Genomic DNA, 16,436 nt, shown 5'->3' on the forward strand with positions numbered 1-16,436 from the left:
TTCATCCTGTGTATTTTATTCAGTTTTCAATGTCACAGATGAAGGAAAGGGGCTAAATTTATGCCTAAAAATAAGGTTTTCGGACAGGTTGCGGGGGGGGCTTATTTTGTTCTTTTTATTTTAATAGATCTCGTCAAAAGACTGTCCGTCATCGTCTGTGTAATAAATGCGCTTTGCATCCTGAGTGAAGATCAGTTTCTGTTTCCCTGCATCATCGAGGCTGCACTGCTGATAGGTGACGCCCTCCTCTACCGGAAGCATACTGTCTGCATTATCATAGTCTGCAGCAGTCAGATTGGAGGGTACATGGCCATACTCATAAATGTACTGGGCCACTTCATCTTTATCTGTATAGGTGCCATTTTCATCCAGTTTCTTTTCGCTCTGTGAGTCTGCTGCATCCGATGAAGCGGACCCATCTGTGTCTCCTGATCCTGCAGCATTTTCAGAATCCTGCAGCTGCTCCAGGTCGCTTTCATCAGCTACTGCCATCTCATCGTCACCATTCTGGTCCATGGCCTCCACTTCATACTCACTCAGAGGTTCCAGGTCATCCTGAAAAGCAGATTCGTCATATTTTTCCTTATCTTTGCATCCTCCCAGCATCATCGCTGCCACCCCGGCAAGCACCAGGATAAAATATCTGAACTTTTTCATGGATCAATCTCCTTTCATGGAATATCGTTCTCGTAAAAGTGCAATTTCTCTTTTCCATCCTTCATCATCATTTGGTGTCTCCAGAATAAAGGGAATTCCCTCAAGAGCCGGATGGCACACCACATTCACAAGTGCATCCAGGCCGATCTGGCCTTCGCCGATCTTTGCATGGCGATCCTTATGACTGCCCAATCCGTTTATACTGTCGTTGAGATGAACAGCCTTCAATCTGGAAAGGCCGATCACCCGGTCAAACTCATCAAGAACACCATCCAGATCATGGACAATGTCATAACCGCCATCCCATACATGACAGGTATCCAGGCAAACACCCAGTTTATTATTTTTTTCCACCCTGTCAATGATATCACGAAGCTCCTGAAACGTTGCTCCTACTTCTGAACCCTTGCCGGACATAGTTTCCAGAAGGACGGTCGTACTCTGTTCTTCTGTAAGGACATCATTGAGGATTTCCGCAATTTTGGTAATTCCCGTCTCAGTTCCCTGCCCTACATGACTGCCCGGGTGAAAATTATAATAATTTCCCGGTGTATATTCCATACGTTTCAGATCATCTGCCATGATCTCTCTTGCAAAATCTCTCAGATTTTCTTTTGCGGCACAGGCATTCATGGTATACGGTGCATGTGCCACCAGCTTTCCAAAATGATTTTCCCTGGAAAGCTCCAGAAATCTTTCCACATCTGCAGGATCGATCTCTTTTGCCTTGCCTCCTCTGGGATTGCGGGTAAAAAAAGCAAAGGTATTTCCGCCGTTTTTCAGCATCTGACGCCCCATGGCCGCATAGCCTTTGGACGAACTTGTATGATTTCCGATATATAATACCATATCAGCACCATCTCCCTGTAGTTTATATTTCTGCCTTTTGGCCTAATTATTATATCAAAAACTTCTTTTTCTGAAAAGTCTGCGATTCTTCCTTTACAATACTTACCATTCTTTCTATAATAAAGATATCTTTACATACGAAGGAGAAAAAGAATGGCAAACGACAATCGAAGGCGGCCGCCTCATGGCCACGATCCGGAGCAGGCACGCAGAGAAGCCGCCAGAGCACGAGAAGCACGGCGGAAGCATTCTGGTTCTGCATCCCGTAATTCCCGTTCACATTCCACTGGGACTCGCAGGAATGACATCAGCAAAAAATCCAGATATTACCAGGTACGCCGTCAGAAAATGTTTCTTGCAGCTGGCGGGATCCTGATCATACTTATTCTTGTGATCATTTTTTCCGCACGTGCATACATTTCTTCCCGGAAAGCTGCAGAAGCCGCCGCTCTGCAGAAGGCCCAGGAAGAGGAGGCCTCAAAAAAGGCAAAAGAAGAAGCTGCTGCTGTGAAAGATCCCGTTTCACTGACGCTCAGCGTAGTCGGGGACTGCACGTTGGGTACCGATGAGACCTTTGATTATGACACAAGTCTGAACGCATGCTACGATAACAACGGCAAAGATTATTTCTTTAAGAATGTAAAAAGCATCTTTGAGGCAGATGACCTGACAATTGCCAATTTTGAAGGAACCCTCACCGATTCCGATGCCAGAGAAGATAAAACCTTTGCATTTAAAGCACCTGCCGAATATGCTCAGATACTCACCAGCGGTTCCGTTGAAGCTGTAAACACTGCAAACAATCACAGCCATGATTACGGAGAGCAAAGCTACACGGATACTCTGACTGCTCTGGATAATGCAGGCATTACACACTTCGGTTATGATGATACTGCAGTTATGGACATCAAGGGAATCAAAGTTGGTCTTGTCGGAATTTATGAGCTGAAGGATCATCTTGGGCGCGAACAGCAGCTGAAAGATAATATCGCAAAGGTCAAAGCAGATGGAGCAGAGCTTATAGTTGTGATCTTCCACTGGGGCAATGAGACCGAAACAGTTCCTGATACCAATCAGATGACCCTTGGCCGTCTTGCTATCGATGAAGGTGCAGATCTGGTATGTGGCCATCATCCGCATGTACTCCAGGGAATCGAAACCTATAAAGGAAAAAACATCATCTACAGTCTTGGCAATTTCTGTTTTGGAGGAAACAGTTCTCCAAGTGATATGGACACCATGATCTTCCAGCAGACCTTCACTGTCACCTCAGAAGGCGTACAGGCTGATAACGTGACCAATATCATTCCCTGCTCTATTTCTTCCGCAGATGGCTACAACAATTATCAGCCAACTCCTGCATCCGGAGATGAGGCATCCAGGATCAAATCCAAGATAGAGGAATGCAGTGCTGCGATTCCTGCCGCGGATTCTTCATCCGCTACATCGGAAGGCTCTGACAGTGAAGAATAAATAGCATAACAAAAAATAATATCCCAACAGATCCTGTGCTGCATGTTTCCATGCTACGATCCGTTGGGATATTATTTATATAAAAAGTAATTTTAAATCTTATTCGATCATCATGGCATCCCCGAAACTGAAGAAACGATATCTTTCCTTCACAGCTTCTTCATAAGCAGCCATAATATGTTCTTTTCCGGCAAGGGCTGAAACTAACATCAGAAGCGTGGACTCCGGCAGATGGAAATTAGTGATCAGTCCATCGATAGCTTTGAATTTATATCCAGGATAGATAAAGATCTCTGTCCATCCGCTTCCGGCCTTCACGATTCCATCCTCTCCGGCTGCGGACTCCAGGGTACGGCAGCTGGTAGTTCCCACAGAAATCACTCTTCCGCCGTTTTTCTTTGTATCATTGATCAGTTTTGCCTGATCTTCTTCCACAATATAAAACTCCGAGTGCATGTGGTGCTTTTCTACATCATCTACCTTTACCGGGCGGAAGGTTCCGAGACCTACATGTAAAGTTACATGTGCAATATTCACACCCTTCTCCTTTACTTTCTCAAGAAGCTCCGGCGTGAAGTGAAGTCCTGCGGTAGGTGCGGCAGCAGATCCCTCATTCTTTGCATATACAGTCTGATAACGGTTCTTATCCTTCAGCTTGTGGGTAATATACGGCGGCAGCGGCATTTCTCCCAGCTGATCCAGGATCTCTTCGAAAATCCCCTCATAATGGAACTGGATCAGACGGTTTCCCTCATCTACAATATCAATGATCTCACCCTTCAGGATACCGTCACCAAAAGTGATCTTTGCACCGGGACGTGCTTTTTTTCCCGGCTTTACAAGACACTCCCAGATATCATTTTCGCGGCGTTTCAGAAGCAGGATCTCGATCAGCGCTCCAGTTTCTTCCTTGTGACCATAAAGACGTGCCGGAATAACCTTGGTATCATTGATCACAAGACAGTCTCCCTTATGCAGGTAATCCAGTATATCGGTAAAATGACGATGTTCGATACTTCCATCTTTCAGGGACAGATGCATCAGTCTGGAAGAACTTCTGTCCTCCAGCGGATCCTGAGCGATCAGTTCCTGCGGCAGATCATAATAAAAATCTGATGTTTTCATAATTATTTTTCCACTTCCTCTTTCCACTGTTTGCGAAGCCTGCGGACCTCGTTCCACTCTTTGTTGGTCAGATCAGCTTTTGGTAAAAGATCCGGCCTCCATTTGGCTGTACGGATGATAGACTGCTCTCTTCTCCATTTATCCACATTGGCATGGTGTCCGGAAAGCAGCACCTCCGGAACCTTTTTGCCATGCCATTCCTCCGGGCGGCTGTACTGGGGATACTCCAGAAGATTCCCGGAAAAGGATTCCGTCTCACCGGATTCCTGATTATTCAGAACACCTGGTACCATTCTGGAAATAGAATCCATCATGACCATAGCCGGAAGTTCTCCTCCGGTAAGTACATAATCACCAATGGAAACATAGTCTGTTACGATTTCTTCCAGAACACGCTCATCAATTCCCTCATAATGACCACAGAGGAAAACCAGGTCTTCTTCCAGGGCAAACTCTTTTGCCATATCCTGATTGAAGGTTTTTCCCTGAGGAGTCAGAAAGATCACGCGGGGTTTCCTTCCAATACGTTCTGCAATGGATTCATAAGACAGATATACCGGCTCCGCCTGCATCAGCATTCCGGCTCCACCGCCATAAGGATAATCATCTACCTTCTGGTGCTTATTGAATGCAAAATCCCGTATATTGATCGCTTCCAGTGATAACAGTCCCTTTGTAATGGCACGGCCTGTAATACTTGTGTTCATTCCGTTCTCGATCATTTCCGGAAATAATGTAAGTACATGATAATTCATTTAAACAAGCCCTTTCATCAAATGTACAGTCATGGTATTTTTTTCCACATCCACATCAAGAACACAGTCATGGATCGCAGGAAGCAGGATTTCCTCGCCATCCACACGATCTACAATATAAACATCATTGGCGCCGGTCTCCATCACATCACGGAGCACTCCGAATTTCTCCCCATTCTCCAGAAGTACCTCCATTCCGATGAGATCCGCCACATAATATTCGTCCTCGCCAAGCTCCTGTGCCTCTTCACGTGGGATCCAAAGCTCGCGGCCCTTATACATTTCAATATCATTGATGTTGTCAATGCCTTCAAACTTCAGGATCGCAAGATTTTTAAAAAACTTTACATTCTGAATATTCAGTCTGCGAAGCTCTTTTCCTGTATCCAGAAGCACATATTCAATATCAAGAAAACGCTCTGCGTCATCCGTTGTCGGAAAAACTTTTACTTCACCACGGACGCCATGGGTCGTTGTGATAACTCCTACCTTTAATAAATCTTCCATTTTTGCTCCCTTTCAGAGTAAAAACAGGAGCCATGGAATCCACAGCTCCTGTCTCTTTTTCATTGCAGAATATCTACAATCACTTTTTTGCTGCTTTTTGAAGAAGCCGCTTTCACAACAGTACGGATTGCCTTGGCAATTCTGCCCTGTCTTCCGATAACCTTACCCATATCGGCCGGTCCGACCTTCAGTTCAACAACAATCGCGTCGTCTTTTTCAGTCTCAGTAACGACTACTTCATCCGGATTTTCAACAAGAGATTTTGCAATTACTTCTACAAGTTGTTTCATTACATACCTCCTTGCTCCTGCCTCATTGAGGCCACAGATCCAAATCTGTCAGGTATTATTTCTCGATTCCGGCAAGTTTAAGAAGCTTAGCAACTACCTCTGTAGGCTGAGCACCAGCTGCAAGCCATTTTTTTGCTGCCTCTTCATCGATTTTGTATACGCTTGGGTCAAGGTTCGGATCATATGTTCCGATCTCTGCGATGCATCTTCCGTCACGTTTGCAGCGAGAATCTGCTACTACGATTCTATAGAAAGGTGCTTTCTTCTGTCCCATTCTTCTTAATCTGATCTTAACTGCCATTTTTGTTTTCCTCCAATTATCTTTCTGAAAATTTATTGTTATTTATTAAAAGGGAAGCTTAAAGCCGCCTCTTTTTCCCATATTCATCTTGCCGCCTGTTAATCCCGGCATCTGTTTCATCATCTTCTTGCTCTGCTCAAACTGCTTCACAAGACGATTTACTTCTGTAATATCCACTCCGGCGCCTCTGGCGATACGGTTCTTGCGTGAGATGTTCAAAATGTTGGGGTTACTTCTCTCCTGAGGTGTCATGGAAAGAATGATGGACTTGGTACGGTCCATAGCCTTCTCATCGATCATACCCTCGATATCCTTCATCTTACCGCCCATTCCAGGAAGCATGTTCAGGATACTGGAAATACCACCCATCTTGTTCATCTGCTCCATGCTGGTAAGATAATCATTGAAGTCGAAGTCCATTTTCTTCAGCTTCTTTTGCATCTCCTGAGCCTGTTCCTGATCCACAGATGCTTCCACCTTCTCGATCAGACTCATTACATCGCCCATTCCAAGGATCCTGGAAGCCATACGTTCCGGATAAAACTGTTCCAGATCTGAAAGCTTCTCTCCCATACCAACATAGAAGATCGGTTTGCCGGTCACGGCTTTAATGGAAAGCGCAGCGCCGCCTCGTGTATCACCGTCCATCTTAGTCAGGATCACACCATCAATGCCGACTTTATCAGAAAAGTTCTGCGCCACATTTACTGCATCCTGTCCTGTCATGGCATCAACTACAAGCACTGTAGCATCTACATTCACATTCGCTTTGATATCCTCAAGCTCCTGCATCATATCCTCATCAATGTGAAGACGTCCTGCTGTATCGATGAGCACAACATTCTGCTGATTGGATTTCGCATGCTCGATAGCTGCTTTTGCAATATCCACGGGATTCTGCTTATCTCCCATGGAAAAGACCTCGACGCCCTGTTTCTCACCGTTTACCTGCAGCTGTGTGATCGCTGCAGGACGGTAAACATCACAGGCCACAAGCAGTGGTCTCTTTCCCTTGGATTTCAGTTTGCCTGCCAGCTTGGCAACCGTCGTTGTCTTACCTGCACCCTGAAGACCGACCATCATAAGAACGGTAAGATCCATTCCCGGTTTGATCGGAAGCTCTGTTGTCTCACTTCCCATCAGGTTGACCAGCTCATCATTTACGATCTTGATCACCATCTGTCCCGGATTCAGACCATTCATAACATCCTGTCCGATAGCCTTTTCCTGAACGGATTTCGTAAACTGCTTAACGACCTTAAAGTTAACATCCGCTTCCAGAAGCGCCATCTTAACTTCCTTCAGTGCTACCTTGACATCAGCCTCTGTGAGACGGCCCTTGCCCTTCAGCTTCTTAAATACATTCTGCAGTTTATCTGTTAAACTCTCAAATGCCATTGATCATAACTCCTCTAATATCACATTGGAAATCGCCGCAATATCTTCGGCGTGGTACTTGTCAGCCAGTTCATGGATCTTTATGACCTGACTGCGGATGTTCAGGAATTTCTCGACCAGATGAAGCTTCTCTTCATATTCTTCCAACGTCCGATTGCACCGTCTGATCATATCATGCACACCCTGTCTGCTGATGCCAAGTTCCTCAGCAACCTCACTTAAGGAATAATCCTCAAATACCACACTGGTGTACACCTGCCGCTGCCTCTCTGTCAGAAGCTCTCCATAAAAATCAAATAAAAATGTCTGCTCTACAAATTTCTCCATCTGTAATCACCTTGGCTATCATACACGATTCCGCCACACCTGTCAAGGGTTTTTGCTTTACAAATTTATTTTTTCCTGAATTTCACAAAAAAAAGCCGGAAAAGCACTTTTCTGCTGGGTTTTGCAGGCTTTTCCGACCTTTGTTATTCTATTTGCTTCTTATTAATAAGTCTTATGCTTCGATCAAAACATTTCCTTTGTCATTTTATCGATTTCCTGATCCACTGCCTCATATACACCTGGGATACATGAGAAATTCAGGCCATGGGTGGTACATGGGATAAAATAAATCTTACCACAGTCTCTGCAAAGCTGATCTGTTGACTCTTCGATCATTTCCTGATTCCAGTCAAAGCAATCTACTTTACCGTTATCGATACCACCCATAAATGTGATATCTTTTCCATATTCTTTGATCAGCTTCGGAAGATCATTAACAGACATACAGCCCTGCCCTTTTTTCCGCACTTGTTTTGCCACACCCCAATATAAAAGGCTTGTTTCTGCACTTGTTTTTTCCTTATGATTCTATTATACTGTAAATCAAAAGAATCACAACTCCACATAACATGGCTATTATTCCTGTTTTTTCCTACAAAATACAGGAAGGAGGATTTTCCTTGAAACTCAGTGCAAAACTCATCTGCTATCATTTACAGAAATCTTTTCCCCTGCATACATCCAGGCTGGATACATTCCCCACCCTTTCCTGCCCTTCCCGCTTTGAAAAGAACACCTCTCTTCAGGATGGGCGTGTTTACCTTATCACAGATCCGGATTTTCAGCTCACTTTTCATCATCCCAAAAATATTCTGTTCCTGATGATTGGAAAAATCTATCAGAACTACGAATTAACTCAGCCAAACATGTGTATCATCCCTGAAGATATTCCGGTCAATATTGTCTTTAACAGGATTCAGGATATTTTTATCCTCTATGATCAGTGGAATCAGTCCCTGATGGATTCCCGTCTCCGGAACGCATCTATCCAGGAGCTTCTGGATCTTACAGCTTCCGTTATTCCTAATCCAATAATGCTGATCGGTATGGATTTTACTATCATTGCCTCCAGAGACTGGAATCTAAGTGATCTTTCCAATTCTGTTTTGGGTTCCACTGAAAATTCCTGGGCTATTGTGGACAGCCTGAAGCAGGATCCTCATTACGAAGAAGCTTTTTATAAAACCGGATATTTTTATTATCCGGGAAATGGCCTTACTGCTCCTTCTCTTTGCGTAAATATCTCCAATAATGATAAAGCAGTATACAGGCTGATGTTTTCCGAAGGTGAGGTTCCCCTGGATGATACGTTTGGTTTTGTTCTGGAGTACCTTTCCCAGATGGTATCCCATGCACTTTCCACAGGTATCATGCACAGCCGGGATAAAGCTTTTCCTCTTCATCAGATTTTTATGTCCATTCTGACAGATCCCGGAGCTGATTATGTAAAAATCAGTCAGCAGCTGACAAATGTGGGATGGCTTTCTTCCCATATGTATCAATGCATCCTGATCCAGACCGGACTGATCGACCAGAAAAATCTGACCCTTAATGCCATCTGTAACTATCTGGAAAATACAATTCCCGCCACCTGTGCCACGGAACATAAAGGCAATGCTGTGCTTTTTATCAATCTGGATCTCTGCACTCTGACTATCCATGAGATTTCCGATAAGATCGAGGGCTTTATCAAAAGCAGCATGTTAAGCGCCGGATACAGCCGGAAGATGCTTGGACATTTCAATTTCCACCGGCAATACACGCAGGCTTCTGTTACCCTGCAGGTTGGAAAACGCAAAAATCCCGCAGAAAGTATCCACTATTTTGACTCCATCGCTCTGCCCTATATTCTGGAACAGGCAACCAGAAAGCTTCCTGCTTACATGGTCTGTCACGAAAAGCTTCTGTCAATGAAATATAAGGATGAGGCAAAGCAATCTCATCTCTATGAAACACTGCGTTGTTTTCTGGAGCACAACCAGAACATTTCTCATACTGCCAGCGCTTTATTTATCCACAGAAGTACTCTTCTTTATCGTCTGGATAAGATTAAAGATTTTCTGGATTCAGATCTTACAGACAGAAACGAGATCCTGTATCTGTTGCTTTCTTTTCATCTGATGGATATGGAAGAAGAAAACCGGAATGCAAGATCATAAAAAACAGGAACTCTCTTAAATATTTAGCGTTTTCCCAGCTGCCAAAATGCAACTGCACTGGCTGCCGCCACATTCAGTGAATCCACACCGTGTGCCATTGGAATACATACCGTATAATCACAGTCCGCAATGGTCTCCGAAGCAAGACCATCCCCCTCTGTCCCAAGAACTACTGCCAGTTTTTCTTCTGCCATCAGATGAGGATCATCAATATCAAAGGAATCCTCCCTAAGAGCCATGGCTGCCGTCTTAAATCCCATCGCTTTCAGAGACCGGATTCCTTCCGTTTTCCACTCTGTTTTTTCATCAAAAAATGTCCATGGTATCTGGAATACGGTTCCCATACTGACACGGATCGCACGGCGGTACAATGGATTGCTGCACCCCGGTGTCAGCAGCACCGCATCCATCCCAAGAGCCGCCGCAGAACGAAAGATTGCGCCTATATTAGTAGGATTTACCACATTTTCCAGAACTGCGATCCTGCGGGCATTTTTGCATACATCGACTATATCAGGAAGCGCCGGCCGGCGCATTGCACAGAGCATTCCTCTTGTCAGCTTGAATCCGGTCAGCTGCGTCAACACATCAAATTCTGCCGTATAAACCGGGATGTCTCCACAACGACGGATCAGTTCTTTTGCCTCACCCTCAACATGTTTATGTTCCACCAGAAAAGAAATCGGCTGGCACCCGGAATCCAAAGCTCTCTCAATAACCTTCGGGCTCTCCGCAATAAAGATCCCCTTCTCCGGTTCTGCCCGGTTCAAAAGCTGTATCTCCGAGATCCTGGCATATACATCCAGCTCCGAAGCGTTGAAATCTGTGATTTCTATGATATTTGACATGGTTATTTTTCTCCTGTTCTGTCTTCTTGTTTTCATCCTGCTATTGTAACAGAATCTCTTTGCAAAAGAAAGCCAGGTGTTATATGTTTCCACCTGGCTTTGCTGCTACTTGTAAAACAATTTGTTTATATTCAGATCCTCACTTCCATCCACCGGATCATATCCCCGATCACTTCATCTTTACAATACTCATTCAGGATCTCATGAAAAAGTCCGCCGTAGATCTTCATCTGCTTGTCTTTTGATCCTGCTTCCCTAAAGAAATCATAGGTATCCTGTACACTTACCAGACCGTCTTTCTCGCCGTGTGTCATAAGGACCGGATAATGGAACTCTGCTTTTTTCTCTTTGAACCAGTCAAGTCCGTCGCAGATCGCATAGCATAACCCCGCTGTAAAGGACTGTTTATTGTATGGATCTTTTCCGTACCAGTCTACCACTTCCTGTACAGAGCATACACCTGACCCCAGCTGATTGGCAAGGCGCGTATGTACATCCATTTCTCCCGGCACACCACGTATCAGATTGCCGTTATCTGCAGTCAGCGCACCACTGGTAATGATCCCCCGGAGCTTTTTATCCGGATATTTGGCTCCGTACAGAGAAACCGTAAATCCGCCCATGCTGTGTCCAAGAAGAAATACCGGAATATCCGGATTTTCCTCAATTGCCATATCCACAACTACGTTGGTGTCGTCCAGAAGCTCATTGAAATCTGAATAAAAAGTCTCTTCACCCTCAGACCGTCCATGTCCTCTGTGATCAAAACGATAGGTTCCGATTCCCGCCTCATGAAGTTTTTCCGCAAAATAATCGTACCTGCCCTGGTGCTCACAGAGTCCGTGGACAATCACGATCACAGCTTTATTGTCTGCTGCCGTTTCTTTTTTCAGATACAGTTTCGTTCCGTCAAACGATGTGATCATACTTTCACCCATAATAAAAACCTCCCTTTTCTTGCTGCGAGATACATATCCCCATTATATGTCTCACGCTATCTGATAGGTTTATCATATCATGAAATCTGTATTTTGATAACCCTTATTTGTAATTATCAGCAATTATATATTTTTTATAAAAAGTAATAAAAAATAGAGGGTTGACATATTTTGTTCTCTGAACTATAATCATCTCAGTACAACGAGGTACCTCTTAAAGGTATCTCGTTTTTTTGTTATATATAGTTTATTTAAGAATATTACCCAAGGAGGAATCTATTATGACACCAATGAACAACGCTGATTACCTTACCCGACTGGAACATGCTGACGAACTGGAAGCTTTAAAAGCAGCAAAAAAAGCTTCCTTATAAAGGAAATACAGATCCTATCCTTTACAGACTTCACGAAGTCATTGATACCTACGGTCCTGCAATCAAAGACATCATTCACGAACAGGGCGGAAACGCAATCATGAGCGCAATCGATTTCGGACTGGATGTAGATGTAACCGAAGATGCAGAAGGAAATCATCGTGTCATCATCAAATTCGATGGTAAACTTCTACCTTATGCTAAAAAGGGAAAATATCCGTGGTAGAAATAAAAAAGAAGAGGCTGTCAATAATCAGCCCCTTCTTTTTCATTTCTTATTCTACTTCTTCCGGCTCCATGCTGAGCATATGGCCTTCCTGGTTTCCAATATCATATTTCTGTCCGTATTCCTTGAAATACTGGTAGTAGTCCGCACTGTTTGTGGGATAGATCTTGGAATCGTGAATATGAAGATCAGATCCTGTCTCTCCGCTCTTCATAAGTGCCACCATAGCACTTGCACAGTGAGTTGCGATACGACAGAAACTGTTGAGGATATCACTAAATACCGTTCCCTCTTCCAGTCCGCATTTGCCCTGGCTCAGTCGCTCTGCATGACGCATCTTCAGTACATCACAAAGTCCTGTGATCACAGCTCCGAGAGGTGCTACTCTCTGTGCCATTTCTTTATCGTCTTTCATGAAAGCATTGCAGGTTATATTGATATCCTCACGAACTGCCTCCATAACAACATTCAGCTCATCCCAGGCTTCCTGTGAAAAATTCGTATGGTTATCATGCATTTCATTGGACATATGAGCAATGTAAGAAGCATGATCACCGATACGCTCAAAGTCATTGATCGTATGCAGATACAGTGAAGTCTGTCTTGTCTGTGCAGAATTCATCTCTCTCTTTGTCAGCTGGATCAGATACTCTCCGAGACGACTTTCATATTTGTCGATCAGATCCTCTTTTCGCTGAACCTTATCATACTTATCCTGCTGATAATCATTCAGAAGATTCATGGCTCTGTTGACATTCTTACGGAGCTTCTTGGACATTCCGTTCATTACACGGTGACACTGTGCGATAGCAAGGGCCGGGTAATTCAGAAGACGCTCTTCCAGAAGATCAAAGTCTGCCTCATCTTCCAGATCTTCTTTATTATCCTTCACAAGCCAGCATACCAGCTTCTCGATCTTTGGAATGAATGGAAACAGCACGATAACCGTTGCCAGACGGAACACCGTATTCAAAAGTGCGATCGCTACCGGTGTCATGGTCATATCCATAAATGTAAAATGTACAAACGCATTCACGGTATAAAAGATCACCGACCAGAGGATCAGACCAAACAGGTCATTGATCAGATATACAAGAGCAGTTCTTTTACCGTTCTTATTTGCTCCGATGGCTGAAATCAGAACTGGACATGCAGCACCAACACCGATACCAAGAACGATCGGAAATGCACTTGCAAATGTCAGGATACCGGTTACGGAAAGAGCCTGGAGCACACCGACTGTTGCAGACGCACTCTGGAGTACCGCAGTAAAAGCGATACCTACGAGAATACCTGCGATCGGATTGGAAAACATAGTCAGCATCTTGATGAACATCGGACTCTCACGCAATGGAGATACCGCACCACTCATCATCTGCATACCTGTCATCAGGATCGCAAAACCAAGCATGATATTTCCCACGTTCTTATGTAAGGTACGCTTACAGAACATACGGAAAACAATACCAACTACAGCCACAACAGCAGAAATAGTTGCTGTGGAAAGAACACTGGCGATTCCATTGGATCCTTCAATATAAGAAAGACATAAGATCCAGCCAGTAATACTGGTTCCGATATTGGCTCCCATGATGATACCGATCGCCTGTTTCAGTTTCATCATACCGGAGTTTACAAAACCGATCACCATAACTGTCGTCGCAGAAGACGACTGGATCACACTGGTAACACCAGTACCAAGTGCGACACCCTTCAGCGGAGTATTGGTCATCTTATAAAGAAATGCTTCCAGCTTATTACCAGCTGCCAGCTTCAGACCATCTCCCATTAGGGACATACCAAACAAAAATAATGATACTCCACACAACAAAGATAAGATCATTGAAAAAATTGCCATAATTTTCTCCTTTGTCATACTCGCTTCCTGTCATAACCTGTCAGGAGCCATGTTATTCTGAAAATGCGACTTTACATTTCCTTAATCTGGATTTTTCTTATTTTTAACATTTTCCCATTTATTATGCCACATCAATTTCCATATTACAACAACAGATTTATTTCGAAAATAAAAAAATTCGAAGGCAGCGGATCATCTTCCAAAACTCTGCCTTAGAAATGAGTATTTTTGAGTTATTTTTCACAAAATTTCTATTTTTCCAATCGCATCAGCATATCATCCAAAATATTTTCCAGGTACTCTTCCGTTGTTTTTTCCCTTCTTTTTTTATAGGAATGAAGTAGAAAGAGCCTCAGAGTATGATTTTATACACTCTGAGGCTCCTCCCATATTTACATTTTAAATTTTTTATTCCACTGTCACGCTCTTCGCCAGATTTCGTGGTTTATCCACATCCAGGCCTTTGGCTACGCTTACGTAGTAGCCCAGAAGCTGAAGCGGGATCACTGCCAGGGATGTTGCAAAGTGCGGGTCTGTTTTCGGGATGTAGACGGTGAAGTCTGCGGTATCCTCGATATTGTAATTGCCAAATGTGGTCAGGCCCATAAGGTAGGCGCCACGGCTCTTACACTCAACCATATTGCTGACTGTTTTTTCGTAGAGATCCGGCTGGGTCAGCACACCGATCACAAGAGTCCCGTCTTCGATCAGGGAGATCGTTCCGTGTTTCAGCTCTCCGGCAGCATAGGCTTCAGAATGAATGTAACTGATCTCTTTCATCTTCAGACTGCCCTCCAGGCTGATAGCGTAATCAATTCCTCTTCCTACAAAGAAAGCATCTTTTACATTTGCCTGTTTGGAGGCAAACCACTGGATACGCTCTTTATCTTCCAGGATCTTACGGATTTTATCCGGAAGTGTCTGCAGTTCACTGATATAATTGCTGTAGGCTTCTTCTGTGATCGTTCCTCTTACCATTGCAAACTGGATCGCAAGTGTATAAGCTGCGATCAGCTGTGTGCTGTACGCTTTGGTAGTAGCTACAGAAATCTCCGGTCCGGCCAGAGTATAAAATACATTATCAGCCTCACGTGCAATGGAAGATCCCACTACATTAACGATTCCCAGTGTACGAATACCATTTTCCTTGCATTTACGAAGTGCTGCAAGACTGTCTGCTGTTTCACCGGACTGGCTGATGATCACTGCAAGGCTGTTGGTGTTAAGGGCCATTTTTCGGTAACGGAATTCGGAAGCGAGCTCTACCCTTACCGGGATCTGTGCAAGATCCTCGATCACATACTGTGCTGCCATTCCTACGTGATAAGCGGAGCCGCAGGCTATGATATAGATCTGCTGGATGTTCCGGATGCTTTCTTCTTCCAGGCCAACTTCACTGAGGTCGATCTTTCCATCCTTGAGCACGGAATTCAACGTATCCAGTACTGCCTTTGGCTGTTCATGGATCTCTTTCATCATAAAATGCTCATATCCGGCTTTTTCTGCTGCTTCTGCATCCCATTCAATGGTTTTCAGCTCTTTCTCGATCTCATCTCCATCAAGATTGTAGAAGGTGACTTCGCCTTTTTTCACACGCGCCATCTCCAGATTGCCGATATAATATACATTGCGGGTGTATTTCAGGATCGCCGGTACGTCAGAAGCGATAAAGGATTCATCTTCTGCCACTCCAAGGATCATGGGGCTGTCTTTTCTGGCTACATATATTTCACCCGGATAATCCTTGAACATGATCGCAAGGGCATAGGAACCACGGATACGTACCATGGAATGTGTGATGGCATCCACCGGTGTTCCCTCATATTTCTTGTAATAATAATCGATCAGCTTGACTGCTACCTCGGTATCGGTCTCAGAATAGAAAGTATAGCCTTTACGGGTGAGCTTATTTTTCAGTTCCTGATAGTTCTCAATGATGCCGTTGTGGACTGCTACGATATTACCGTCGTCTGTCATATGCGGATGTGCATTGTTCTCAGAAGGTTCACCATGAGTTGCCCATCTGGTATGACCGATACCACAGGTTCCCGGTACAGTCTCTCCGCCGTTTGTCTTTTCTGACAGAACTTTCAGTCTTCCCTTGGCTTTGATCACTTCCGTCTCGTCCTCGCCGTCACGTACGGCGATTCCAGCGGAATCATATCCTCTGTATTCCAGCTTGGAGAGTCCATCTAAAAGGATCGGAGCTGCCTGGTGTCTACCTGTAAATCCTACAATTCCACACATATTTATCTGTCCTTTCTGTCTATGCAGGTATTTTCGTAAAAGACCGGGCTGTTACATCATATGCAACAGTCCGGTCAGAAGTTTCAGTTATTGCAATATAACAC

At 44.2% G+C, this 16,436-nt stretch carries 17 protein-coding genes; 3 read left to right on the top strand and 14 right to left on the bottom strand.

The annotated features are described in order from the left end of the window. Positions 1–120: 120 nt before the first annotated feature. Together ACTNDQ_RS07700 and ACTNDQ_RS07705 are read right to left on the bottom strand one after the other, a co-directional pair. Positions 121–657: a hypothetical protein gene (locus ACTNDQ_RS07700; protein ID WP_441064341.1), complete on the bottom strand. Its 537-nt coding sequence runs from the start codon at positions 655–657 to the stop codon at positions 121–123. A 3-nt stretch (positions 658–660) separates the two neighbouring features. Further along, complete coding sequence (locus ACTNDQ_RS07705) at positions 661–1,506, bottom strand: deoxyribonuclease IV (RefSeq protein ID WP_173740298.1); 846 nt, start codon at positions 1,504–1,506, stop codon at positions 661–663. 348 nt (positions 1,507–1,854) lie between these two features. Between ACTNDQ_RS07705 and ACTNDQ_RS07710 the strand changes: the two genes are divergently transcribed. After that, on the top strand, positions 1,855–2,979 hold the full coding sequence (locus ACTNDQ_RS07710) for a CapA family protein (protein ID WP_441064357.1): 1,125 nt from the start codon (positions 1,855–1,857) through the stop codon (positions 2,977–2,979). A 99-nt stretch (positions 2,980–3,078) separates the two neighbouring features. Here the strand turns inward: ACTNDQ_RS07710 and queA are convergent, their stop codons facing one another. The 8 genes from queA to ACTNDQ_RS07750 all read right to left on the bottom strand — a co-directional run bounded on the left by queA (position 3,079) and on the right by ACTNDQ_RS07750 (position 8,126). Beyond that, positions 3,079–4,104: a tRNA preQ1(34) S-adenosylmethionine ribosyltransferase-isomerase QueA gene (gene queA / locus ACTNDQ_RS07715; RefSeq protein WP_015525215.1), complete on the bottom strand. Its 1,026-nt coding sequence runs from the start codon at positions 4,102–4,104 to the stop codon at positions 3,079–3,081. Between the two features lie 2 nt (positions 4,105–4,106). Then, complete coding sequence (gene trmD / locus ACTNDQ_RS07720) at positions 4,107–4,859, bottom strand: tRNA (guanosine(37)-N1)-methyltransferase TrmD (RefSeq protein ID WP_015525216.1); 753 nt, start codon at positions 4,857–4,859, stop codon at positions 4,107–4,109. Continuing rightward, positions 4,860–5,366, bottom strand: a complete 507-nt coding sequence (gene rimM / locus ACTNDQ_RS07725) for a ribosome maturation factor RimM (protein WP_059085894.1) — start codon at positions 5,364–5,366, stop codon at positions 4,860–4,862. Positions 5,367–5,425: 59 nt separating this feature from the next. Beyond that, a complete protein-coding gene (locus ACTNDQ_RS07730) occupies positions 5,426–5,656 on the bottom strand; it encodes a KH domain-containing protein (protein ID WP_015525219.1) in 231 nt (76 codons plus the stop codon). Between the two features lie 55 nt (positions 5,657–5,711). After that, on the bottom strand, positions 5,712–5,957 hold the full coding sequence (gene rpsP / locus ACTNDQ_RS07735) for a 30S ribosomal protein S16 (RefSeq protein ID WP_015525220.1): 246 nt from the start codon (positions 5,955–5,957) through the stop codon (positions 5,712–5,714). 45 nt (positions 5,958–6,002) lie between these two features. Further along, positions 6,003–7,355 carry a signal recognition particle protein gene (ffh, locus tag ACTNDQ_RS07740; protein ID WP_015525221.1) on the bottom strand — a complete coding sequence of 451 codons (1,353 nt, stop codon included), beginning with the start codon at positions 7,353–7,355 and terminating at the stop codon, positions 6,003–6,005. A gap of 3 nt (positions 7,356–7,358) precedes the next feature. Further along, entirely contained in the window at positions 7,359–7,682 is a 324-nt protein-coding gene (gene ylxM, locus ACTNDQ_RS07745) for a YlxM family DNA-binding protein (RefSeq protein ID WP_015525222.1), read from the bottom strand. 183 nt (positions 7,683–7,865) lie between these two features. Then, positions 7,866–8,126, bottom strand: coding sequence for a hypothetical protein (locus ACTNDQ_RS07750; RefSeq protein ID WP_278796560.1), 261 nt, complete (start codon positions 8,124–8,126; stop codon positions 7,866–7,868). Positions 8,127–8,302: 176 nt separating this feature from the next. On the opposite strand from ACTNDQ_RS07750, the gene ACTNDQ_RS07755 reads away from it, so the two are divergent. Further along, entirely contained in the window at positions 8,303–9,841 is a 1,539-nt protein-coding gene (locus ACTNDQ_RS07755; RefSeq protein ID WP_320810316.1) for a PucR family transcriptional regulator, read from the top strand. A gap of 23 nt (positions 9,842–9,864) precedes the next feature. On the opposite strand, the gene ACTNDQ_RS07760 is transcribed toward ACTNDQ_RS07755, so the two are convergent. Both ACTNDQ_RS07760 and ACTNDQ_RS07765 read right to left on the bottom strand, forming a co-directional pair. Further along, on the bottom strand, positions 9,865–10,689 hold the full coding sequence (locus ACTNDQ_RS07760) for a TrmH family RNA methyltransferase (RefSeq protein ID WP_114002543.1): 825 nt from the start codon (positions 10,687–10,689) through the stop codon (positions 9,865–9,867). Positions 10,690–10,820: 131 nt separating this feature from the next. Beyond that, positions 10,821–11,627 carry a lysophospholipase gene (locus ACTNDQ_RS07765; protein ID WP_441064342.1) on the bottom strand — a complete coding sequence of 269 codons (807 nt, stop codon included), beginning with the start codon at positions 11,625–11,627 and terminating at the stop codon, positions 10,821–10,823. 435 nt (positions 11,628–12,062) lie between these two features. On the opposite strand from ACTNDQ_RS07765, the gene ACTNDQ_RS07770 reads away from it, so the two are divergent. After that, positions 12,063–12,227 carry a cyanase gene (locus ACTNDQ_RS07770; RefSeq protein WP_279200060.1) on the top strand — a complete coding sequence of 55 codons (165 nt, stop codon included), beginning with the start codon at positions 12,063–12,065 and terminating at the stop codon, positions 12,225–12,227. Between the two features lie 49 nt (positions 12,228–12,276). Here the strand turns inward: ACTNDQ_RS07770 and ACTNDQ_RS07775 are convergent, their stop codons facing one another. Both ACTNDQ_RS07775 and glmS read right to left on the bottom strand, forming a co-directional pair. Continuing rightward, a complete protein-coding gene (locus ACTNDQ_RS07775; protein WP_441064343.1) occupies positions 12,277–14,085 on the bottom strand; it encodes a Na/Pi cotransporter family protein in 1,809 nt (602 codons plus the stop codon). A 408-nt stretch (positions 14,086–14,493) separates the two neighbouring features. After that, complete coding sequence (glmS, locus tag ACTNDQ_RS07780; protein ID WP_278796555.1) at positions 14,494–16,332, bottom strand: glutamine--fructose-6-phosphate transaminase (isomerizing); 1,839 nt, start codon at positions 16,330–16,332, stop codon at positions 14,494–14,496. Positions 16,333–16,436: the final 104 nt, after the last annotated feature.

Source organism: Blautia massiliensis (ex Liu et al. 2021) (assembly GCF_052064225.1).
Classification (GTDB): domain Bacteria; phylum Bacillota; class Clostridia; order Lachnospirales; family Lachnospiraceae; genus Blautia_A; species Blautia_A fusiformis.